Origin of the sequence: Nocardioides sambongensis (assembly GCF_006494815.1) — a bacterium.
Taxonomy (GTDB): Bacteria; Actinomycetota; Actinomycetes; order Propionibacteriales; family Nocardioidaceae; genus Nocardioides; species Nocardioides sambongensis.
In genome coordinates this window covers 2,429,965-2,451,584 of record NZ_CP041091.1, presented here as the reverse complement: position 1 = coordinate 2,451,584, position 21,620 = coordinate 2,429,965, and the positions used below count along the sequence as shown (strand labels likewise).

20 protein-coding genes and 1 pseudogene are annotated in these 21,620 nt (G+C 72.3%); 16 read left to right on the top strand and 5 right to left on the bottom strand.

From position 1 onward, the window contains the following. Positions 1–259 precede the first annotated feature (259 nt). Complete coding sequence (locus FIV43_RS11540; RefSeq protein ID WP_181407462.1) at positions 260–994, top strand: helix-turn-helix transcriptional regulator; 735 nt, start codon at positions 260–262, stop codon at positions 992–994. Positions 995–1,051: 57 nt separating this feature from the next. Here the strand turns inward: FIV43_RS11540 and FIV43_RS11535 are convergent, their stop codons facing one another. From FIV43_RS11535 to FIV43_RS11525, 3 genes are read right to left on the bottom strand one after another with little or no spacing between them, the layout of a single operon-like run. Beyond that, positions 1,052–1,714, bottom strand: coding sequence for a response regulator transcription factor (locus tag FIV43_RS11535; protein WP_231123075.1), 663 nt, complete (start codon positions 1,712–1,714; stop codon positions 1,052–1,054). 23 nt (positions 1,715–1,737) lie between these two features. Further along, the gene (locus FIV43_RS11530; protein WP_141014249.1) at positions 1,738–3,009 is read right to left on the bottom strand and encodes a sensor histidine kinase; all 1,272 of its coding nucleotides are present in this window, start codon (positions 3,007–3,009) and stop codon (positions 1,738–1,740) included. A gap of 14 nt (positions 3,010–3,023) precedes the next feature. Then, a complete protein-coding gene (locus tag FIV43_RS11525; RefSeq protein ID WP_141014248.1) occupies positions 3,024–3,347 on the bottom strand; it encodes a hypothetical protein in 324 nt (107 codons plus the stop codon). Positions 3,348–4,032: 685 nt separating this feature from the next. Between FIV43_RS11525 and FIV43_RS11520 the strand changes: the two genes are divergently transcribed. From FIV43_RS11520 to FIV43_RS11475, 10 genes and pseudogenes are all read left to right on the top strand, one after another. Continuing rightward, positions 4,033–4,797, top strand: coding sequence for a siderophore-interacting protein (locus tag FIV43_RS11520; protein ID WP_141014247.1), 765 nt, complete (start codon positions 4,033–4,035; stop codon positions 4,795–4,797). Between the two features lie 56 nt (positions 4,798–4,853). Then, the gene (locus FIV43_RS11515; RefSeq protein ID WP_141014246.1) at positions 4,854–5,300 is read left to right on the top strand and encodes a DUF3817 domain-containing protein; all 447 of its coding nucleotides are present in this window, start codon (positions 4,854–4,856) and stop codon (positions 5,298–5,300) included. Positions 5,301–5,328: 28 nt separating this feature from the next. Then, complete coding sequence (locus tag FIV43_RS11510) at positions 5,329–6,717, top strand: sensor histidine kinase (protein WP_141014245.1); 1,389 nt, start codon at positions 5,329–5,331, stop codon at positions 6,715–6,717. Then, positions 6,714–7,415, top strand: a complete 702-nt coding sequence (locus FIV43_RS11505) for a response regulator (RefSeq protein ID WP_141014244.1) — start codon at positions 6,714–6,716, stop codon at positions 7,413–7,415. Before FIV43_RS11510 ends, FIV43_RS11505 begins: the two co-directional genes overlap by 4 nt. 35 nt (positions 7,416–7,450) lie before the next feature. Continuing rightward, entirely contained in the window at positions 7,451–8,332 is an 882-nt protein-coding gene (locus FIV43_RS11500) for an ABC transporter ATP-binding protein (RefSeq protein WP_141014243.1), read from the top strand. Beyond that, positions 8,329–9,585: an ABC transporter permease gene (locus FIV43_RS11495; RefSeq protein WP_141014242.1), complete on the top strand. Its 1,257-nt coding sequence runs from the start codon at positions 8,329–8,331 to the stop codon at positions 9,583–9,585. The genes FIV43_RS11500 and FIV43_RS11495 overlap by 4 nt, the downstream gene beginning before the upstream one ends. Positions 9,586–9,689: 104 nt before the next feature. Then, positions 9,690–13,230: pseudogene (gene mfd / locus FIV43_RS11490) on the top strand (transcription-repair coupling factor). 263 nt (positions 13,231–13,493) lie between these two features. Further along, positions 13,494–14,150 carry a hypothetical protein gene (locus tag FIV43_RS11485; protein WP_141014241.1) on the top strand — a complete coding sequence of 219 codons (657 nt, stop codon included), beginning with the start codon at positions 13,494–13,496 and terminating at the stop codon, positions 14,148–14,150. 4 nt (positions 14,151–14,154) lie between these two features. Further along, positions 14,155–14,799, top strand: coding sequence for a MazG nucleotide pyrophosphohydrolase domain-containing protein (locus FIV43_RS11480; protein ID WP_141014240.1), 645 nt, complete (start codon positions 14,155–14,157; stop codon positions 14,797–14,799). 110 nt (positions 14,800–14,909) lie between these two features. Continuing rightward, the gene (locus FIV43_RS11475) at positions 14,910–15,536 is read left to right on the top strand and encodes a YggT family protein (protein WP_141014239.1); all 627 of its coding nucleotides are present in this window, start codon (positions 14,910–14,912) and stop codon (positions 15,534–15,536) included. A 100-nt stretch (positions 15,537–15,636) separates the two neighbouring features. Here the strand turns inward: FIV43_RS11475 and FIV43_RS11470 are convergent, their stop codons facing one another. After that, the gene (locus tag FIV43_RS11470) at positions 15,637–16,473 is read right to left on the bottom strand and encodes a hypothetical protein (RefSeq protein WP_141014238.1); all 837 of its coding nucleotides are present in this window, start codon (positions 16,471–16,473) and stop codon (positions 15,637–15,639) included. Between the two features lie 265 nt (positions 16,474–16,738). Further along, the gene (locus FIV43_RS11465) at positions 16,739–17,092 is read right to left on the bottom strand and encodes a hypothetical protein (protein WP_141014237.1); all 354 of its coding nucleotides are present in this window, start codon (positions 17,090–17,092) and stop codon (positions 16,739–16,741) included. A 346-nt stretch (positions 17,093–17,438) separates the two neighbouring features. On the opposite strand from FIV43_RS11465, the gene FIV43_RS11460 reads away from it, so the two are divergent. The 5 genes from FIV43_RS11460 (at position 17,439) to FIV43_RS11440 (ending at position 21,593) form a co-directional block, all read left to right on the top strand. Next, positions 17,439–18,695: a CpaF family protein gene (locus FIV43_RS11460; RefSeq protein WP_141014236.1), complete on the top strand. Its 1,257-nt coding sequence runs from the start codon at positions 17,439–17,441 to the stop codon at positions 18,693–18,695. 270 nt (positions 18,696–18,965) lie between these two features. After that, positions 18,966–19,553 carry a type II secretion system F family protein gene (locus FIV43_RS11455; RefSeq protein ID WP_231123073.1) on the top strand — a complete coding sequence of 196 codons (588 nt, stop codon included), beginning with the start codon at positions 18,966–18,968 and terminating at the stop codon, positions 19,551–19,553. Then, a complete protein-coding gene (locus tag FIV43_RS11450; protein WP_141014235.1) occupies positions 19,550–20,731 on the top strand; it encodes a type II secretion system F family protein in 1,182 nt (393 codons plus the stop codon). Before FIV43_RS11455 ends, FIV43_RS11450 begins: the two co-directional genes overlap by 4 nt. Further along, on the top strand, positions 20,728–21,132 hold the full coding sequence (locus FIV43_RS11445; protein WP_231123061.1) for a TadE family protein: 405 nt from the start codon (positions 20,728–20,730) through the stop codon (positions 21,130–21,132). The genes FIV43_RS11450 and FIV43_RS11445 overlap by 4 nt, the downstream gene beginning before the upstream one ends. Further along, positions 21,129–21,593: a hypothetical protein gene (locus FIV43_RS11440; RefSeq protein ID WP_231123059.1), complete on the top strand. Its 465-nt coding sequence runs from the start codon at positions 21,129–21,131 to the stop codon at positions 21,591–21,593. Before FIV43_RS11445 ends, FIV43_RS11440 begins: the two co-directional genes overlap by 4 nt. The last annotated feature ends 27 nt before the right edge of the window (positions 21,594–21,620 follow it).

Sequence of the window (21,620 nt, the reverse complement as noted above, 5' to 3'; positions counted from 1 at the left end):
CGCTCCACTCGAATGACCCCCAAATCTGGCGACGAGTGGCCCGCGCCCGTTGCGGTTGCGTTCTGACAGGCGAGAAAGGCCGAACGACCAGTACCGTTGACTCTGACGGTGCCGGCCGACCGGAGTCGTGTTCCGCCTCGGCGATGGAGCGGAGGGCGTTGTGTTCGACCCACCGCTCCGTCGCGCGCCGTCCGCAGCCGACCCGAGGTCGCCGTACCACGCGAGCCAGCACACGCGACAGGCGCCGAGGAGGCACGTCGTGGAGCCCGACGGGCCCGCCGGACGCGACGTGCCCGACGGGCCCGAGGAACGCGACGAGACCGAGGAGCCCGAGCCTGCGGTCGTCGTCTCCGACCAGGCCCTCCTGGCCGAGGCGATCGCCGCCGGGCTGAGCAGCTGTGGGCTGGCCGCGGTGCCGCTGGCCTGGCCTCCTGCGCGCGCCGAGGTCGACGCGGTCCCGGGTCGTCGGCCGGCGGTCGGGGTGGCCCTGTTCGAGAGCGACCGCTCGGACGTGCTGGGTCACGTGCGGGAGGTGGTCGCCGCCGTCGGCGACCTCCGCTGGATCGTGCTGACCGCCGTTCCCGCCGGCCCGCTGTGGGGGGCCTATCTGGAGGCCGGCGCGACCGCGGTGCTGGCGCGCAGCAGCTCGTTGGATGAGGTGGCCCAGGCCGTGCGGGCGGCGGCCGTCGGCATCGAGCCCCCGGGGGTGGACGTCGCGGGCTGGCGGGGCGCCTGGTCCCGGGTGCACGACGAGCAGCGAGCGATCCACGTGACGCTCGCCTCGCTGACCCCCTCCGAGCGCGAGGTGCTGGACCTCCTCTTCCTCGGGCGCAGCGTGCCGGAGGTCGCCGAGGTCCGGGGGGTCACCGTCTCGACCGTGCGCCACCAGGTGCGGTCGGTCCTGCTCAAGCTCGACGTGACCTCACAACTGGCCGCGGTCGCCCGGTACGCCGCGCTGCGGGAGATCGCCGAGGACGACGCCGGCCGGACCTGAGTCCCACCCCTGGTGGGGGCGTGACCACCCGGTCCGCCTGCGCCGTCCTCGCCTGCCTCAGAGTGCGCCCTGCTCCGAGGGGGGCGACCAGCCGACCTGGCGGGCCAGTCCGACCGCGGCCAGCTGGGAGGAGACCTCCAGCTTGGCCAGGATCGCCTTCACCTGGGTCCGCACGGTCGCCTCCGAGACCACGCTGCTGCGGGCGATCTCGCGCACCTGGTGACCTGCCACCAGCTGGCCGAGCACCTCCCGCTCCCGGGGCGTGAGCCGGTCCAGCCGGTCACGGATGTCCTGCTCGGCCTTGCGGTGCTCGGACCACAGACCGATCAGCTCCTCCCGCTCGGCGGCGTCCATCACCGGCAGCCCCTGACAGATCTTGCGGACCACGGAGAGGATCTCGTTGAGCGGCTGGGTCTTCGGGATCGCCTTGCGGGCGCCCTGGCGGATGCAGTCCCCCCAGCGCGACCGGTCGGTGGATGCGGTCAGGACCACGACGTTGGCGCCGTTGCGAGCGATCGGGTTGATCAGCCGCACCCCGTCGCCGAGCGGACCCAGGTCGAGGTCCAGCAGGACGACCCGGGGCTGGTAGCGGCTCACCGCTGCCAGCACCTGCGCCGGCGTCGTGCTCGCCGCGGGCACCCGTCGTACGTCGTAGCCCTCCATGGTGAGGCTGAGCTCGATCGACTCCGCGAACAGCACGTGGTCGTCGATGATCAACACTCGCTGGCGGCCGTTGGCCCCCCTCACGAGAGGGCACCCGTGGGTCCGGGTGCCACGGCGGGAGACTCACTGCGCTGCGCGGGTCCGTGCGCCGGCGTCAGCCGGACCACGAACCGGGCACCGCTGGTGCCGCGGACCAGGTCCAACCGTCCGCCGGAAGCGGCGACCCGCTGCCGCGCCAGGCACAGGCCGAGTCCCTGACCGCCGGACTCCTCGCCGCGGCCCTCCCAGGAGAAGCCGCGCTCGGCGATGCTCGCCGGCACCCCCGGGCCGTCGTCGCTGACGACGATCTTCGCGATGCCGTCGGTCTCCTCGGCCTCGATGGTGGTGGTGGCGCCCGGAGCGTGCTTGCGGGAGTTGTCCAGCAGCACGTTGAACGCCTCCGCCAGTCCGTCCGCGTCGCCGTGGATGCGCAGCCCGGTGGGTGCGTAGACGACGTCGCGCCCGAGCGCCTGCTGCGCGCAGACCAGCGGCTCGAGGACCGTGTCCAGGTCGAGGACGGCCAGCGTCGGACCGACGGGTTCGTCGACCGGCGCCGGTTCGGAGTGCATCGGGACGGACTGTGCCGCGGCACCGCGCCGCGGACGGCCCAGTGCCGGAGGCAGGTGGGCCGGGGCGGTGCCGCCGGCCGCGGTGGTGGCGGCGATCGCGGCGCGATCGTCACCGAGGATCCGGACCAGCCGTGCGGCCTCCCGGTCCAGCATGCCTTCGAGCCGGGCCCGGTCCTCGCGGCGCAGGTCGCCCTGGTCGTGGATCAGCCGTGAGGCGCAGGCGATGCCGGCCACCGTGTTGGTGATCTCGTGCATCCGCGAGCGCTGGTCGACCTGTTGGGCCTCCATCAGCGCCACCTTGGTGCCCAACGACTCCAGCCACTCCTCGTGGTGCTGGATCTCGTTGCGGAGCCCGGCCAGCGTCGCGCAGAGCAGCAGCGTGGCGCCGAGGATCGACGCGGTGACGATCAGCACGCCCTCGACGTACGGTTCGCCGTTGGGTACGACGTCGACCCTGCTGATGGTCAGCAGCACCATGGCCGCGATCACCCGGCGGGTGAGCCACGCAGGCAGCGGGCCCGTGGTCCTGGCCGCCTGGTACGCGGCGAAGCCCCACAGCGCCACCACCAGGAAGCTGACCCCTGCCACGGGCGGCAGGTGCTCCAGGATCGACGGACCGCCCACGTCCAGGCGCAGGTGAGCCGTGCCGATGAGCAGACCGAGCACCAGGCCGGCCGCCAGAGGATCGACGCGACAGATCCGGTTGCGGACCACGAGCGCGGTGAGGGCGACCCCGAGCGCCACCGTCAGGTCGACGATCAGCGCCCACCCGGGCGCTGGTAGTGACCGGCGTTGTTGAGCCGGATCATCGCCAGGGCGACCGACTGCACGCTGTACAGCGTCAGGAAGAGCGTCAGCCAGGCCAACGCGGTCTTCCGGCAGATCCGGTACTGGAAGTAGGTGACCGCTGCTGCGAGCGTGCAGAGCGGCGCGACGGAGAACTGGGCGACCGTGGTCGCCTCGGTCCAGGTCCCGTTTGCCGTGTCGAGCATCCGGAACGCGAGTTGTGGTGTGGCGGTCGCCACGAGCACCAGGATGGTGGCCGGTCGTCCCCACACGGTCGGCGGATATGGGTTGTGCATAGGAAGTCCTCCCTGGACGTCCCCAGTCCAGGTAGTGAAACCTCAAACGTGTCCCCGATTGGGTGGATTCTCCTTGGAGCAGATTCCCCCGAGTTCACTCGTTCTGCCACGGGTCCATGAGGAGCCGCGACCAGACGTCCCCATACGCCGTGTCCCCTGGTCGTGTTGCCACAACCGCATGCCGGCAAGTCCCTGCTTCCCGACAGGCGCCCCGAGTTGCCTGGCTGAAAACCTAGGGGCGGTCGTGCCCCGCGTCCCACCAGGACTGGGAGCCTATACCACATTTCGGGGACGCGTCAGCACCTTCATCCGATCGGTCGCCCACCGGGACAGCGTCCCGGTTCGGGAGACGTTCGGACCGGGGAAGGCGACCGGCCCCGTCGCCGGCATCCGCGGACAATTGGGGGATCACGGGTGGGGCCGAACGGTGGTCGGTCGTCAACCCAGGGCGTATGACGGCCGATCCTCGACCCGGAACCCGGCGACGGGGTCGGTGCCTGGTCCAGCATGAACCGCTCCAGCAGCGGACCGCATCGCCAACCTGTGGGAGAACGAGCGTTCGGGAGGAAACGCCCGCCTCGGTGTGCGCGACCCGGTGCGCGACCTGGCGGGACCCGCAGGGTGGCGTGGAGCACGCTCGCCGCGATGGCCGGCTCCCTGGAGGTCCCGGCTAGTGTCGAGTGTTGTGAGCAAGCCGTTGACCGAGCTGATCGTGACCGCCTCGGAGAGGTTGTCGCCGGGCATGGTCCGGCTCCGCTTCCGCAGCGAGGACCTCTCCGCCTTCGTCGGCAGCGAGGACACCGACCGCTACGTGAAGCTGGTGTTCGGGGACCCGGCCGCGCTCGAGAAGGGGGAGCGGCCGCTGATGCGCACCTACACCGCGCTCGACCCCGACCCGGTCACAGGCACGCTGGCGATCGACTTCGTGGTGCACGGGGACACCGGCGTCGCCGGCCCCTGGGCCGCCGCGGCGGCGCCCGGCGACCGGATCACCGTGCGAGGTCCCGGCGGCGGCTACGCGCCGGATCGGGAGGCCGCCTGGCACCTCCTGGTCGGCGACGAGGCCGCGCTGCCCGCGATCCGCCAGGCCCTGACCACCCTGCCGAGCGACGCCGCCGGCCACGTGGTCGTCCAGGTGGACTCCGCCGCCCACCAGCAAGACCTCGGCGTGCCGGCGGAGATGTCGCTGACCTGGCTGCACCGCTCCGCCCCGGACCACCCGGACCTCGAGGCGGCCACCCGCGCCCTGCCCTGGCTGCCCGGCCGCGTGCACGCGTTCGTGCACGGGGAGGCCCAGGACGTGATGCACGGCATCCGGCCCTACCTGCTGAAGGAGCGGGAGGTGCCGCGCGCCGACGTCTCCATCTCCGGCTACTGGCGCCGTGGTCGCACCGAGGAGACCTTCCGGGCGTGGAAGGCCGAGCTCGCCGCCGCCGAGGCCGACGGCTGATCCCGCGCGAACCCGCGCGAACCCGCACGAACCCGCACGAACCCGGAGAGAACGAGATGAACCCCGAGAAGCTGTTCCGCCGCGTCGCTGTTGCCGAGGCGATCACCTGGGCACTGCTGCTGATCGGGATGTTCCTCAAGTACGGCACCGAGACCACCGAGCTGGGGGTGCGGGTCTTCGGGATAGTGCACGGTGCCGTCTTCGTCGCCTACGTGGTGGTGACGGCGCTGGTTGCGGTCGACCGCCGGTGGGGCGTCGGCCGCACCCTGGTCGCGCTGGTCGCCGCGATACCGCCCTTCGCCACTCTCCTGCTGGAGTGGTGGGCGGTGCGCCACCGGTGGCTGGCGCCGACCTGGCGGCTGCGCGCCGAGGCGCCGTCGGGACCGCTCGACTGGATCGCCGCCTGGGTGCTGCGCAAGCCGGCGCGGGGCGCCGCCGTGGGCGTCTGCGCCGTCGCGGTGCTGACCGGTGCCGCGCTTCTGGTGGGTCCGCCGACCTCCTGAGCCGCCCAGCTCCCTCTAGGGTGGGGCCGTGGTGGCGCGAGGAAGGCTCAGCGAGCGCGCCGCGGAGTTCTTCGCGGTCGACGACCAGTGGGTCCGCCCCGGTGGGATCGGGCCGCAGGACCTCGTCGTCGGCGCGGCGACCTTCGCCTTCGGGGTGGTCTCGGTCGAGCTGTTGCGCTCGGTCGGCACCTTCGAAGGCGTCCGCGGCACCTGGTGGGTGCACTGGCTGGTGATCGCCACCGCCAGCGCGCTGCTGGTGGTGCGTCGTCGCTGGCCGCTGACCGTGCTCGCGCTCGCCGGGGCCCACATGTTCCTCACCGGTGTGCTGATCCCCACCCTGATGGGGCAGGTGCCGCTGCAGATGGCCTACTTCTTCGCCATCTTCTCCGGTGTGGCCTGGGCCCGGAGCCGGCGCCAGATGCTCGCCGTGGTGGGCGTGGTGATGGCCTTCATGGCGCTCTGGCTGGCCTGGCAGTTCTCGCTGGGACGCTCCCTGGAGACCCTGGCCGACGAGCTGGGCCTCGTCGACGACCGGCCCGGCCTGCTCGGGCCCGCCACCGCCGCGGTGCTGCTGACCGCGCTGATCAACGTCCTCTACTTCGGCGGGGCGGTGCTCGGCGGCCAGGTCGCGTGGCGCAGCGCCCGGCAGACCACCCGGCTCGCCGCGCAGGCCGCCACGATCGCCCGCCAGACCGCAGCACTGCAGGAGCGCGCCGTGCTGGAGGAGCGGCTGCGGATCGCACGCGAGCTTCACGACGTGGTCGCCCACCACGTGTCGGTGATCGGTGTGCAGGCGGCCGCCGGTCGGCGGATGCTCGGCCGGGACGAGCAGTCGGTCGCCACCGCGTTGGCACAGGTGGAGGAATCGTCCCGTGACGCCGTCGACGAGATGCGTCGGCTGGTCGGCACCCTGCGCGCACCGGCCGGTGACGCCCCGTCGGCCGGGGCCCCGCGGGCACCCGAGCCGTCCTGGTCCGAGATCGGTGCGCTGGCCGAGCCGAGCCTCGGTGACCGGCTCCGCGTCGGCTACGACCTCGTCGAGAGCCCGCCCGGGGCCGCCGGCACTCTGCCCGCTGCGCTCGGCACCTCCCTCTACCGGATCGTCCAGGAGGCCGTCACCAACGTACGACGCCACTCCACCGCCACCCGTGCGCAGATCGTGCTGCGGGTGGACCGGGTGGCCACCCCGCCCTACGCGGAGGTGGAGGTGACCGACGACGGCCGTCCCCGCAACGGCACTTCCGGCAGCGGGCTCGGCCTGCTCGGCGTACGGGAGCGAGCGGCCGCGCGGCGGGCGGTCGTCGACATCGGGCCGCGCAGCGTCGGCGGCTTCCGGGTGCGGGTGCGGTTCCCGCTGGCGGACGGGTCACCGGCCGCCGCACCGGCTCCCGCACCCGCCGAGGCGGGAGCCGAATGACCGGTCCGATCCGGGTGCTCGTCGTCGACGACCAGCACCTGGTGCGCTCCGGCTTCCGGCTCATCCTCTCGGTGGAGGACGACCTGGAGGTGGTCGGTGAGGCCGAGGACGGCGCCGCCGCGCTCGTCCAGGCCCGGGCGTTGCGTCCCGACGTGGTGCTGATGGACGTCCAGATGCCGGGCATCGACGGCATCGAGGCCACCCGGTCGCTCGTCGCCGAAGACCTCGGCCCCGTCATCATGCTGACCACCTTCGACCGGGACGACTACCTCTTCGAGGCGCTCGGCGCGGGAGCCACCGGCTTCCTGCTGAAGAACGCGGATCCCGATGCGCTGGTCGACGCGGTGCGCGCGGCGGCCTCCGGCCACGCACTGCTCGCCCCCGAGGTGACGCTGCGGGTGATCGAGCGGATGACCGGCAGCGTCCGGGTCGACCCGCCCGGCCGACCTGCGCCACCGGGCTGGGAGCGGCTCACCGAGCGGGAGCGCGAGGTGCTGCTGCTGGTGGCCGAGGGACTCAGCAACGGCGAGATCGCCGAACACCTGGTGCTGGGCGAGGCCACGGTGAAGACCCACGTCTCCAACTGCCTCGCCAAGCTGCACCTGCGCGACCGGGTGCGCGCCGTGGTCTGGGTGCACCAGCACGGCCTCCTCCCCGCGGGGGAGGAGCGGACCGGTCAGGATCCACCGACGGACTGATCCGTGGCGGCCCGGCCGCGCGTAGCGTCCCGGACATGCTCGAGATCAACGGACTGACCCGCCGCTTCGGCGAGCTGGTCGCCGTCGACGATGTCTCCTTCACCGTTCCGGCCGGTGGCCTGACCGGGTTCGTCGGAGGCAACGGCGCCGGCAAGACCACCACGATGCGGATGGTGATGGGGGTGCTGGCGATGCACGCCGGGGCGGTGCGCTGGCAGGGACGGCCGGTGACCGCGGTCGACCGTCGCGGCTTCGGCTACATGCCCGAGGAGCGCGGCCTCTACCCGAAGCAGCCGATCGCCGACCAGCTGGTCTACCTGGCCCGTCTGCGCGGGATGGATGCGGCTGCCGCCCGGTCCCGGATCGTCGACCTCCTCGACCGGTTCGGCCTGGGGGACCGGGTCAAGGAGCCGCTGGAGAAGCTGTCGCTGGGCAACCAGCAGCGGGTGCAGATCGTGGCCGCGCTGGTGCCCCAGCCCGACCTGCTGATCCTCGACGAACCGTTCTCGGGCCTCGACCCGACCGCCATCGACGCGATGACCGACCTGCTCCGCGAGCAGGCCGGCTCCGGGGTCCCGGTCGTCTTCTCCTCCCACCAGCTCGACCTGGTCGACCGGCTGTGCGACCGGCTGGTGGTGATGGCGCGGGGACGCGTCGTCGCCGAGGGGACCGCCGACGAGCTCCGCGCCGGTGCGCCGGTGCGCTACCGGATCCGGCTCGGCGGCGACGCCGGCTGGGTCCGGGAGCTGCCGGGCCTGCAGGTCGACGACGTCGCCGGCGCCGATGCGCTGGTCGACGTGACCACCGAAGGCGCCGAGCAGGAGCTCCTCAGCCGCGCCGTCGCCCGCGGCCCGGTCCATGACTTCAGCCGGGTGGTGCCCCGGCTCAGTGAGATCTACCGCGAGGTGACCGCATGAGTACGACGGAGCAGGACCGCGCCGAGCAGTACCCGACCGGCCACGACCGGGTCGGACGGGACCGGGCGGGCGCGCGTGGCCCGGCGGTGTGGGCGGTGGTCGCCGCGCGGGAGGTGTCGGTGAAGCTGCGCGACCGCACCTTCGTCCTCGGCTCCCTGTCCACCCTGGTGGTGATCCTGGGACTGGTCGGCCTCCAGGTCTGGCTGGACGGTCGCACCGACTCCTACCAGGTGGCCTCCAGCAGCGCGGGCGCCGAGGTGCTGGTGGAGGCGGCCGAGCAGCAGGCCGGCGAGATCGACGAGAACGTCGAGGTCACCGCGGTCGCCGAGTCCGACGACGACACCGCCCGGACAGCGGTGCGCGACGAGGAAGTCGACGCCTGGCTCACCGAGGATCCGGACGGCTCCGGCGGGTGGATACTGGTCACCCGGGACGGTGCCGACAGCTCCCTGCAGACCGTCGTCGAGTCGGTGGTCCGCAGCGAGATGCTGGCCGCCAACGCGGCGAGCGCGGGCACCAGCGTCGAGGAGCTCACCGACGGCACTTCGGTGACGGTCGAGCAGCTCGAGGGCGACGCGGCGCTCTCCACGCTCCAGGACATCCTCGGCTTCGGACTCGCCTTCCTCTTCTACCTGGCCTCGATCATCTTCGGGATGACCCTGGCCCAGAGCGTCACCGAGGAGAAGCAGTCCCGGATCGTGGAGATGATCGCGGCGGCGGTGCCGCTGCGCGACCTGCTGGCCGGCAAGGTGCTCGGCAACACGGTCCTCGCGGTCGGGCAGATGGCGGTGTACGTCGCCGTCGGCATGGTCGGACTCAGCCTCACCGACTACGGCGCCTTCATCCCCGGTCTGACCGGGGACGTGCTGTGGTTCCTCGCCTTCTTCCTGGTCGGCTTCCTCGCCCTCTCCTGCCTGTGGGCCGTGGCCGGGGCCCTGGCCAGCCGGAACGAGGACCTGCAGTCCACCGCGACGCCGGTGACCATGCTGGTGCTGGCGATCTTCCTGGGCTCGGCGTTCCTCGACGGCACCGCGGAGGTGATCGGCTCCTACATCCCGCCGCTCTCGGCCGTGGCGATGCCGGTGCGGCTGGTCAACGGGGACGCGCAGTGGTGGGAGGCGCTGATCTCGCTCGGTCTGCTGGCCGCCCTGGCCGCGGTGCTGATCCTGCTCGCCGAGCGGGTCTACCGCCGGGCGCTGATGCAGACCGGCGGCAAGCTCACCATCCGGCAGGCGTGGCGGCTGGAGGAGTGAGCGTGGGCTCTGTCGGCGACCCGGAGTAGCCTGGGCACACCACCCCCGGTCCGATCACGACCGGGGGTCGTGGTGCTGTCCAGCCCTGCCCCAGGAGTTTCCCGATGAGCCTCGCCGGCCTCGCCGACGCCGTCCTCGCCGACCCGCTGCTCGCCACCCCGATGGCCGACGCCGTCGAGGGTCGGCTCACCTCTCACGAGCTGACCGGGCCCGAGCCGCTGCGGCCGTTCCTGGTCGCCGGCCTGGCCCGCGCTGGGCGCCCGGTGCTCGCGGTCACCGCCACCACCCGGGAGGCCGAGCAACTGGTCGCCGAGCTCGGTGATCTGCTCGACCCGACCGGCATCGCCTACTACCCGAGCTGGGAGACGCTCCCGCACGAGCGGCTCAGCCCGCGCAGCGACACGGTCGGCCGTCGTCTGGCCGTGCTGCGCCGCCTGTGCCACCCCGGCGACGACGCCACGACGGGACCGGTCCAGGTGGTGGTGGCGCCGGTGCGTTCGATCCTCCAGCCGCAGGTCAAGGGTCTGGGCGACCTGGCGCCGGTCGAGCTGCGGGTCGGCGCGACCGCCGTCCTCGAGGAGATCGTCACCGGGCTGGTCGACGCCGCCTACACCCGCGTCGACCTGGTCGAGAAGCGCGGCGAGTTCGCGGTGCGCGGCGGCATCGTCGACGTCTTCCCACCGACCGAGGAGCACCCGGTCCGGGTGGAGTTCTTCGGCGACGAGGTCGACGAGATCCGCTCCTTCGCCGTCGCCGACCAGCGCACCATCGAGACGCTGGACCGGCTCTGGGCGCCGCCCTGCCGCGAGCTGCTGCTGACCGAGCAGGTGCGCGGCCGGGCCGCCGAGCTGGGCCGCGAGCACCCCGAGCTGCTGGAGATCACCGACAAGCTCGCCGAGGGCATCGCGGTGGAGGGCATGGAGGCCCTGATCCCGGCGCTCGTCGACGAGCTCGAGCTGCTGGTCGACCTGATGCCGGACGGCTCCCAGGTGCTGGTGCTCGACCCGGAGCGCGCCCGCGCCCGCGCCCACGACCTGGTCGCCACCTCCGAGGAGTTCCTCGGGCCTCCTGGGCGGCGGCCGCCGGGGCGGGTCGGCGCCGGTCGACCTGCAGGCGGCGTCGTACCACGAGCTGGGGGACGTGCGCAGCCACGCGCTGGAGGGCGGTCTGTCCTGGTGGAGCTTCAGCCCGTTCGGGCTGGACCTGGACGGGGACGCCGCGGCCGCTGCCGAGCAGCAGGCCAGGGTGACCGCGGCGCCGGTGTATCGCGGCGAGGTGGAGCGGGCGCTCACCGACATCGCCGCCTGGCGTGCGGAGGGTCGGCCGGTGGTCGTGCTGCACCCCGGCCACGGACCCGCCCAGCGGATGGTCGAGGCGCTCGGGGAGCGCGACGTACCCGCCAGGTTCGCCGAGGAGATCGCACCCGGTGCCGCCCTCGACCCGACCGTGGTGACGGTCTCCTGCGGAGGGCTCGCCCACGGTCTGGTGCTGGAGCCGGGGGAGGGCACCGTGGGACTGGCGGTGCTGACCGGCGAGGACATCGTCGGGCAGAAGGCCTCCACCCGCGACAAGGGCGCGATGCCGACCCGCCGCAAGCGGCAGATCGACCCGCTGGAGCTGAAGACCGGCGACTACGTGGTCCACGAGCAGCACGGCGTGGGCCGGTTCGTGGAGATGAGGCAGCGCGTCGTGCACGGCGCCACCCGCGACTACCTGGTGCTCGAGTACGGCGCCTCCAAGCGCGGCGCCCCGCCGGACCGGCTCTACGTGCCGGCCGACGCGCTGGACCAGGTGACGCGCTACGTCGGCGGCGAGCAGCCCAGCCTGGACCGGTTGGGGGGCGCGGACTGGACCAAGCGGAAGAACCGGGCACGCAAGGCGGTCCGCGAGATCGCCGCCGAGCTGATCAAGCTCTACGCCGCCCGGCAGGCCACCAAGGGCCACGCTTTCGGGCCGGACACGCCCTGGCAGCGCGAGCTCGAGGACGCGTTCCCGTTCCACGAGACACCGGACCAGCTGAGCACCGTCGACGAGGTCAAGGCCGACATGCAGCGGGTGGTGCCGATGGACCGGCTGATCTGCGGCGACGTCGGCTACGGCAAGACCGAGATCGCCGTGCGGGCGGCGTTCAAGGCGATCCAGGACGGCAAGCAGGTGGCGGTGCTGGTGCCGACCACGCTGCTGGTCACCCAGCACCTGGCCACCTTCGCGGAGCGGATGAGCGGATTCCCGGTGGTGCTCAAGGCACTCTCGCGGTTCCAGTCCGACGCCGAGGCCCGTGAGGTGATGGAGGGGATGGCCGACGGGTCGATCGACCTCGTGGTGGGCACCCATCGCCTGCTGAACCCCGACGTCCGGTTCAAGGACCTCGGCCTGATCATCGTCGACGAGGAGCAGCGCTTCGGCGTGGAGCACAAGGAGCAGATGAAGCGTCTGCGGACCTCGGTGGACGTGCTGTCGATGTCGGCGACCCCGATCCCGCGGACCCTGGAGATGGCCATCACCGGGATCCGGGAGATGTCCACGATCACCACCCCGCCCGAGGAACGGCACCCGGTGCTGACCTACGTCGGCGGCTACGAGGACCGCCAGGTGGTGGCCGCGGTCCGCCGCGAGCTGCTCCGCGACGGCCAGGTCTTCTACATCCACAACCGGGTGCAGTCGATCGAGAAGGCGGCGGCCAAGCTGCGCGAGCTGGTGCCGGAGGCGCGGGTGGCCACCGCTCACGGCCAGATGGGGGAGAAGCAGCTCGAGCAGGTGATGCTCGACTTCTGGGAGAAGCGCTTCGACGTGCTGGTCTGCACCACCCTGGTCGAGTCCGGCCTGGACGTGTCCAACGCCAACACCATGATCATCGAGCGCTCCGACACCCTCGGCCTCTCCCAGCTGCACCAGCTGCGCGGTCGGGTCGGCCGGTCCCGCGAACGGGCCTACGCCTACTTCCTCTACCCGACCGAGAAGCCGCTGACCGAGACCGCCCACGAGCGGCTGGCCACCCTGGCCCAGCACTCCGACCTCGGCGGCGGCATGGCGATCGCGATGAAGGACCTGGAGATCCGCGGCGCCGGCAACCTGCTCGGCGGCGAGCAGTCCGGGCACATCGCCGACGTCGGGTTCGACCTCTACGTCCGGCTGGTCGGCGAGGCGGTGCGCGACTTCCGCGACGACACGGTCGAGCACCTGGAGGAGGTGCGGATCGAGCTGCCGGTCGAGGCGCACCTGCCGCACGACTACATCCCCAGCGAGCGGCTGCGGCTGGAGATGTACAAGCGCCTCGCCGAGGTGCGCAGCGACGAGGACGTCGACGCCATCACCGAGGAGCTCACTGACCGGTACGGCGAGCCGCCCGAGCCGGTGGTCGCGCTGCAGCTGGTGGCGCGGTTCCGGGCCCGGGCGCGGCAGGCCGGCGTCAAGGAGATCACCACGGTCGGCAAGAACATCCGCTTCGCCTCGGTGGTGCTGCCCGAGTCCCGCAAGGTGCGGCTCAACCGGCTCTACCCCAAGTCGATCGTCAAGGAGCAGGTCGAGGCGATCCTGGTCCCCCGTCCCGGCATCCCGGGCAGGACCGGGACCCCGATCGAGGGCATCGCGGTGCTGGAGTGGGCGCGCGGGGTGATCGACGCGATCATCGACCCCAAGGACTGAGCCTGGAGTCACCGATTCTCGGCTACTGCGCGCCCCCATCCGGGCGCCCTGGCCGCGTCACCGACGCTCGACGGGCATCCAGCCCGCCTTCGCGCCGGATTCCTTGCCAGCGCACCCGTCTGGGGACGCTCGCTACGCCGACCATCGGTGACTCCAGGCTGAGCCTGGCCTGCTTGAATGGGCCGGGGCCGGGTGACCTGGGTCACCTCGGCCGTGGTGTGCTTGCACCAGCATCCGTCGTTGATCGCCGTCGAGGAGAGAACGTGCCCCACGCCCGCCGACTCGTGTCCGCCACCGCCGCCCTGGTCGCCGCGGCGTCCCTCACCGGCTGCGGCCTCGGCGACTCCGCGCCCCGTCCCGGCCTCGCCGCCGAGGTGGAGGGCACCACGCTCTCGCTGGTCGACCTGGAGGCGCTGCTCGACGCTGCCTGCATCAACGCCTCGGCCACCGAGGACGCCGGCGCGAGCAGCCGTGACACCACCCAGCTGAGCCTGCTGCAACAGTGGATCGGCTCCTCGGTGCTGCTGTCCTACGCCGACGACGAGGGGCTGGAGACGGTGGCCCCCGCGCTGGACGAGAGCCAGATCGCCGGGTGGGAGGAGATGGACGAGCACCAGCAGGAGGTGCTCGCCGACTACCTGGCCCGCCAGCAGCGTGCGGAGCGGGCGCTCCAGGCGGCCGGGGACGACGTACCGGATCCGGCGGGGTTCGACGTGGAGATCAACCCGACGTTCGAGCTCACCATCAGCGAGGGCAGCTTCGCGCTCGCCGACGAACAGCTCTCGGTCGCGGTCAGCGACGAGGCCGTCGCCGCCGGCGAGCAGACCCAGCTCACCGACGAGCAGCTGGCGGCGCTGCCCGACAGCCAGCTGTGCGGCACCCGACCCGACCCGAGCACCGCAGCCGGGTTGGGTGGCTAGTGCGGTGGACGATCCGGAGCCGGGGGAGCCGCTCGAGGCGTTGACCGAGTTCGTGGCGGTGATGCGGCGGCTGCGCACGGAGTGCCCCTGGAAGGCCGAGCAGACCCACCGCTCATTGCAGCGGTTCCTGGTGGAGGAGACGGCGGAGACGCTGGAGGCCATCGACGGCGGTGCGGCCTCCGGTGACTGGTCGCACCTGCGTGAGGAGCTGGGCGACCTGCTGCTCCAGGTGGTGTTCCACGCGGTGATCGCCGAGCAGGCCGGCGAGTTCGATCTCGAGGACGTCGCCGCGGGGATCACCGCCAAGATGGTCCGCCGCAACCCGCACGTCTTCGCGCCCGCGGCCGACGGCAGCCACGCGGACCTCGACCCGGACGCGGTCAACGACCTCTGGCAGCAGGCCAAGGCGCAGGAGAAGGAGCAGGAGAGGGGAGCGCGGTCGGCTCCGCGGGACCTCCCGCCCGGCCTGCCCGCGCTGCTGCTCGCGGACAAGACGCTGGACCGCCGTGAGCGCGGCGGCGAGCCGATCGAGGTGGACACCGGCTCCGACGACGTCGGGGAGCAGCTGCTGGCGCTGGTGGCCCGAGCCCGTGCGCAGGGGGTCGATCCCGAGCAGGCACTGCGCGACGCCGTACGTCGCCGCGGGTGAGTGACGTGGGTCCGCGGCCCGCGAGTGGCTGTCCGACGGCGGCGCCTCCCCGCTAGCGTGGCAGTGGCCGCATCCTCGTCCGCACCTGCTCGACACCAGGAGGAAGCACGATGTCCGACCCCGTCGTCCCGCCCGCCGGCCCGCCGCCAGGCGGCCACTCCTCCGGCTATCCCGCCGGGGGAGCCGTCCCCGCACCGGCCGGTCCGGCCCCCGAGGAGCCGTCGCTGCACTCCGAGCGCAAGGTGACGCTCGTCGTCGGCCGCGTGCTCGGCTACGCGGTCTACGCCTACGTGATCGTGGCGGTGATCATCCTGGGCCTGGGATTCGTGCTGCTGCTCCTCGGCGCCAACCCGAGCGCCGGGTTCGTGGAGTGGGTCTACCGGGCGCTGGACCGCGCGATGCAGCCGTTCGCCGACATCTTCGCGCCGATGGACCTCGGCCTGGCCGGCGGCAACGAGGTGGACTCCGTCCTGGACACCTCGGTGCTGTTCGCGATGCTGGTCTACGCGATCGTCGGCTTCGCCGCCCGCGCGCTGCTGGACTGGCTGGCGGTCCGCATCCAGCGGCTGGACCACGAGTACGCGACCTACCAGTACGAAGCACAGGCCCGGGACCGGTACCAGGCCCAGTACGGGGCGCAGCAGGCTCCCTACGCACCGCGGTACGACGTGACCGGTGGGTCGGGCGCAGGTGGTGGCGCAGTGCCGCCGACGGCACCGCCCGGTCCGCCCGCCTGACGCTGGCCCGAACGGTCCCGGACAACGGGCGACGGGGCCGGTCTCTCCCTCCCGGAGACACCGACCCCGCCGGTCCGTGGTGATGCGGGTCGAGGCCCGATCAGCGGGCGGTGAACGCCTTCTTCGCCGAGCTGCCCTTCACGTTCGCGCTGCCCTTGTAGGTCGCGATCGCGGTGTACTTGCCCTTCTGCTTGATCTTGAAGCTGGCCCGCGCGGTCTGCTTCTTCAGCGCCACCATGCGCTTGCCGACCGTCTTCTTGCCCTTCTTGATGAGGATCTGGACCTTGCCGGTCGCCGGAGCGCCGTTGCTCGAGAACTTCGCGGTGACCGCGGCGTTCTTCGACTTCGCGGTGTACTTCACGCCGACGGCTGCCTTCGAGGTGGCCTTGACGATCTTGGTGGAGCCGATGGCGAAGTCCCCGTCGGGGGTGCAGGAGACCGAGAACGGCGTGGCGGCGCCGGCGGCGTCGTAGAAGTTCATCGCCAGCTCGTGGGGGCCGGCCGCGACTTCGACGGTGCTGCCGACCGTGCCCGGCACCTTGGCGGTGCCCTTGCCGGCCAGCGGCACGTCCCCGCTGGTGGGGATCTCTTCCCGCTTGATGTTCAGGCTCGAGGGGCTGGCCTTGCTGCCGGCGGTGTTGGCGCCGGTCGCCTTGCCGCCGACCTCGGTGGTCCCCAGCACGCCCCGCATCAGGTCGGCCAGGCCGGACGGGATGGTGAAGGTCGCGTTCATCGGCGTGTTGCCACCGGCGATCGTGGTGGCGCCGATGCTGATCTCGGCGGCGAAGGTCTGGTCGCCGATCGGCGTGCCGCAGATGAAGCTGCCGGCGTCGGCGGAGGCCGGAGCGGCCAGGCCGACGACCGCTGCGGTGCCGGCGGTCAGGCCGAGGATGCTGCTGGCGGCGATGGTGCGGACACTGCGCTTGCGCAGGCTCATGAAGGATCCCTCCCGTTGGTGGTTCGATGAGACGTCCGTCCACCCTCCCGTGACGTCCGTCACCCGCACCCCACCACAAAACTGAGACAAGTTCTAGTTCTGTCTTGGGTGTCGATCCTGTGGTTCCTGCGTGGGGCCGCTCCGTTCAGGCCCACCCGCGCGAGCGACGTGCGGGGTCGGCGGGTTCGCGCCACCCGCGAAACGGCGAGGGCCCGACGACATCGAGTGTCGTCGGGCCCGTGCAGCATCTGCGGCGGAAGGTGCCTCAGTTGTGCAGCCAGATCGCCGTCTTGCCGTCGACCGTGAGCGGCCCCTTGGTGAACTGCTTGGTCATGTTGTCGAACGTGACCATCACCGCGGAGTAGCGGTTGAACGGGCTGCACGCCTTGTACTCGCGCATCACGTACACCCACCCGCCGGAGCGCGTGGTGGAGACCACCTTTCCCTTCGAGCCGATGATCGTGGCGACCTTCTTGGGGGACTGGCCGTTCTTGACCTTCTTGAACTCCGCCTTCGTGATGCAGGCAGGGTTCTTGCCGGCAGCGTGCGCAGCGTCGGTGACTGCGATCGGTGCCGAGACGGCGGCCACCGTCAGGGCGGCGGCGATGAGCTTCTTCACGGACTTCCTCCAGGGAGACTCGCCCGGCGCGGGTTCGGCCGGGCATGCAGGATCGACGTCATCACCGAGGCCCAGCCCGCATGATCGCCCGGTGCCTCACGAGCGGCTCGTGGAACGGGGCGTGCACATGGCTGTCGGGGAGCTTTGCGCCGAAGCGGCTTTCCACCCTCGTGCTGACGTCCTCAGAAGTGTCACACGAGGGTCCGACGGTGTCCTCGGTTCGGCCGACATCGGATGCAGGTCACAGGGTCGGCCGGCCGCGCACCCTGTGGACAACGTCTGTCACCGGCGCGGATCACCCTTTACGGTGGTCCGGCCACTGCCGATCTCATCTCGGGGAGTTGTCATGGCGGTACTGGCCGACGCCCAAGCGCCGGACGAGGTGGTCCTCCACCTCGACGCCATGCTGCGTGCCGCCGTGCGCAGCGAGGGGCTCGACCCGCAGCACGAGGTCGCTGCCGTACGACGCCTGGCCGGCGCCCTGGTCCGCGAGCACGACGAGCGGAGCCTGACCGGCATGGTCGCCCCGATCGGTGACCCCGACGCTCTCGTCGCCGAGCTGGTCGCCAGGGTCGCCGGATTCGGACCGCTGCAGCCGCTGCTCGACGACCCGAGCGTCGAGGAGATATGGATCAACAGCAGCGACCGGGTCTTCTGCGCACGCAACGGGCGACACGAGCTGACCAACATCGTGCTCACCGACGCCGAGGTCGCCGAGCTCGTCGAGCGGATGCTGAAGACGACCGGACGCCGGATCGACCTCGCCCAGCCCTTCGTCGACGCCATGCTGCCGGCGGGTCACCGGCTGCACGTCGTACTGGAGGGGATCAGCAGAGGGTTCTCGGCCGTCAACATCCGCAAGTTCGTGGTCCGTGCTGCCCGACTGGGCGAGCTGGTCGACCTGGGCAGCATGCCGCCGGAGGCGGCGGCGTTCCTGGAGGCCTCGGTGCGCGCGGGCCTGAACATCCTCGTCGCGGGAGGCACGCAGAGCGGGAAGACCACGCTGCTGAACTGCCTGGCTGCGGCGATACCCGGTTCGGAGCGGGTGATCTCGGCCGAGGAGGTCTTCGAGATCCGGTTCCCCCATCCGGACTGGGTGGCGATGCAGACGCGGCAGGAGGGGCTCGAGGGGACCGGTGAGATCCGGTTGCGGGACCTGGTCAAGGAGTCGCTCCGGATGCGCCCCTCCCGGATCATCGTCGGCGAGGTCCGCGCCGAGGAGTGCCTGGATCTGCTGCTGGCGCTGAACTCCGGGCTTCCGGGCATGTGCACCATCCACGCCAACAGCGCGCGTGAGGCGCTGACCAAGGTGTGCACGCTGCCGCTTCTGGCGGGGGAGAACATCTCCGCGCGGTTCGTCGTGCCGACCGTCGCCGCCTCGATCGACCTGGTCGTGCACCTGGGGATCGACGCGCGCGGCGCGCGCCGGGTCAACGAGATCGTCGCCGTCCCGGGACGGATCGAGAACGACCTGATCGAGACCGAGCCGGTCTTCGAGAGCGTCGACGGACGGCTGCGGCGGGGGATCGGTGTGCCGCCCCGGCTGGAGAACTTCCAGCGGGTCGGCATCGACCCGCTCCGACTCCTCAACGCCGGCGGCTGAGGAGGCACGGGTGGGAGCGCTGGTCGGACTCGGGGCGGGCTTGGGTGCCCTGCTCGTGTGGGCTGCGTTCGCCTGGCCCCGGCAGCCCCGGACCCCGCGTCCGGGCCGGTTCGCCGCCCTGCTCGCCGAGGCGGGGATGCAGGACGTGCGCGAGTCCTCGCTGTGGGCGTTGTGCATGGCCAGCGGAGCCGGTGGCGCGTTCGTGGTGCTGCTGCTCACGGCCACCCCGCCGCTCGCGGTGGTGCTCGGGCCCTGCTGGCCACACTGCCGGTGGCGATCGTCTCGGGGCGGGCGCGGAGACGACGTGCCGAGCTGGGCCAGGTCTGGCCGGACGCGGTCGACGACCTCGCCTCGGCGGTCCGGGCCGGCATGTCGTTGCCCGACGCCGTCGCCGCGCTCGGCGTGCGCGGCCCGGAGTCGCTGCGGGGAGCCTTCGAGGCGTTCGCCCTGGACTACCAGGTCACCGGTCGCTTCGGGGAGTGTCTGGACCGGCTCAAGGATCGCCTCGCCGACCCGATCGGCGATCGGGTGGTCGAGGGTCTCCGGATCGCGCGGGAGGTGGGCGGCGGTGAGCTGGGACGGCTCCTGCGCAACCTGTCCGGCTACCTGCGGGACGACCTGCGGACCCGTTCCGAACTGGAGGCGCGGCAGTCCTGGGCGGTGAACAGCGCTCGCCTCGCCGTCGCAGCACCGTGGGTCGTCGTGTTGCTGATGGCCTCCGAACCGGACGTGGTGGAGCGCTACCGCACCCCCGCCGGCGCCCTGGTCCTGGCGTTCGGCGCGGCCGCCTGCGTGGTCGCCTACCGGGTGATGATCCGGGTCGGGCGCCTGCCCGCCGAGCGACGGATCCTCTCGTGAGCCCGGCACTCGCCGGCGGCCTGCTCGGCGCACTGGCCGCCACCGGCATCGCCCTGGTCGTGGGACGTGCTCTCGCGCTGCGTCGCCCGGACCTCGAGGGCCGCGTTCTTCCCTACCTGCGCGATGTCGTGCCCGGCCCCGGCGACCCACGGCGCCCGGCGCAGGTGCCCCGCTCCGCGGTGGCCGCCGTCTACGGCCCCGCGTTGCGCTGGACCGCGGACGCCGTCGAGCGGGTCCTCGGGGGCGCCCCGTCGATCCGCAGGAGGCTGCAGCGCGCCGGCCTCGAGACGAGCGTGCCCGACTTCCGCGTGGAGCAGGTCGTGTGGGGACTGATCGGATTCGCGTCCGCGGCCGGCCTGTTGCTGCTCCGCTCGTGGAGCCAGCCGGTCGACCCGCTCGCCGCGATCCTGCTGGCGGCCGGCTCGTTCGTCCTGGGGGTGATGCTCCGGGAGAACCGGCTGAGCGCCCAGGTGCGCCGGCGGGAGCGGGCGATCGTCGCGGAGTTCCCCACGATCGCCGAACTGCTGGCGCTCTCGGTGGCGGCCGGCGAGGGGCCGGTGGCAGCCCTGGACCGGGTGGTGCGTCGCAGCAGCGGCGAGCTCGGACGGGAGCTCGCCGGCGTGCTCGCCGGGATCCGCACCGGGGAGCCGGTCAGCGATGCCTTCGACCGCCTCGGTGCCACCACCGGCGTCCCGGTGGTCGCCCGGTTCGCCCACGGTGTCGCCGTCGCCGTGGAGCGCGGCACCCCGCTGGCCGACGTGCTGCACGCCCAGGCGGCCGACGTGCGGGAGGCCGGGCGTCGCGAGCTGATCGAGCACGCCTCCCGGAAGGAGATCGCGATGATGGTCCCGGTCGTCTTCCTGATCCTCCCGGTGACCATCCTCTTCGCCTTCTGGCCCGGCTTCGTCGGTCTCAGCCTGACCGCCGGCCCTGAACCTCTGCTGCGTCTCACTCTCGGGAAAGGAACCACCATGGAACCGTTGACCACGCTGCTGATGCTCGGCACGCGGCTGCACCTGGCCGTCCAGGAGCGGCTCGCGTCGAGGGACCAACGCGGGGACGTCCCCGGCTGGGTGCTGGTCACCGTCATGACGATCACCATCGGCTACGGCCTGTTCCGGATGGCGGGTCCGGAGCTCAACCAGATGCTGCGCTCCGCCCTCAACTCGGTGCAGTGACCGCCCGCCCGGGCACCAGAGGGCCGCGGCGCTCCCAGCGGGGGAGCGCGCTGGTCGACTTCACCCTGGCGATGGTGATCCTGGTGCCGGTCTTCCTCGGCCTGGTCCAGGTCGCGCTGGTGCTGCACGTGCGCTCCACCCTCGCCTCCGCCGCCTCGGAGGGCGCACGGCTCGCGGCCACAGCGGACCGCGGTCCCGCCGACGGGGTGGCCCGCACCCGCGAGCAGATCGCCGCCGCGGCCGGCGGCGGCTACGTCACCGCGGTCACGCCGCGGCGCACCACCCTCGACGGCGCCGCCGCGGTCGAGATCGTGGTGCACGCGGAGGTGCCGGCGCTGGGCCTGGGCGGCCCCGCGGTCTCCTTCGACGTGAGCGCCCGCGCCGTCGAGGAGCAGCCGTGAGCGTGCACCAGCGCCGGCACGGCCGCCGCGGCGATCGGGGCAGTGCGCTGGTCGAGATCACCTGGGTCGGCATCCTGCTGCTGATGCCGCTGCTGTGGATCGTGGTGTCGGTGTTCGAGGTGCAGAGCGGGGCGTTCGGCACCAGCGGCGCCGCACGAGCGGCCGCCCGCGCCTACGCCCTCGCGCCCAACGACCTGGTGGGTGAGCAGCGGGCGGTGGCGGCGGCGCGGCAGGTGCTGGCCGACCAGGGGGTCGAGTCGCGGCCGGTCGTGCGGGTGACGTGCACGCCGTACCCGAGCGACTGCCACAGCGGCACCTCGGTGATCACGGTGCGGGTCGCGACCGAGGTCGCGCTCCCGCTCTTCCCCGACTTCTTCGGTGGCGGCGCGCCGAGCTTCGCGCTCGACGCCTCCCACACGGTGCCGATCGGTCAGTTCCGGGAGATCACCGGTGCGGGCTGACCAAGGTGCGCGGCGTGGGCAGCGGGG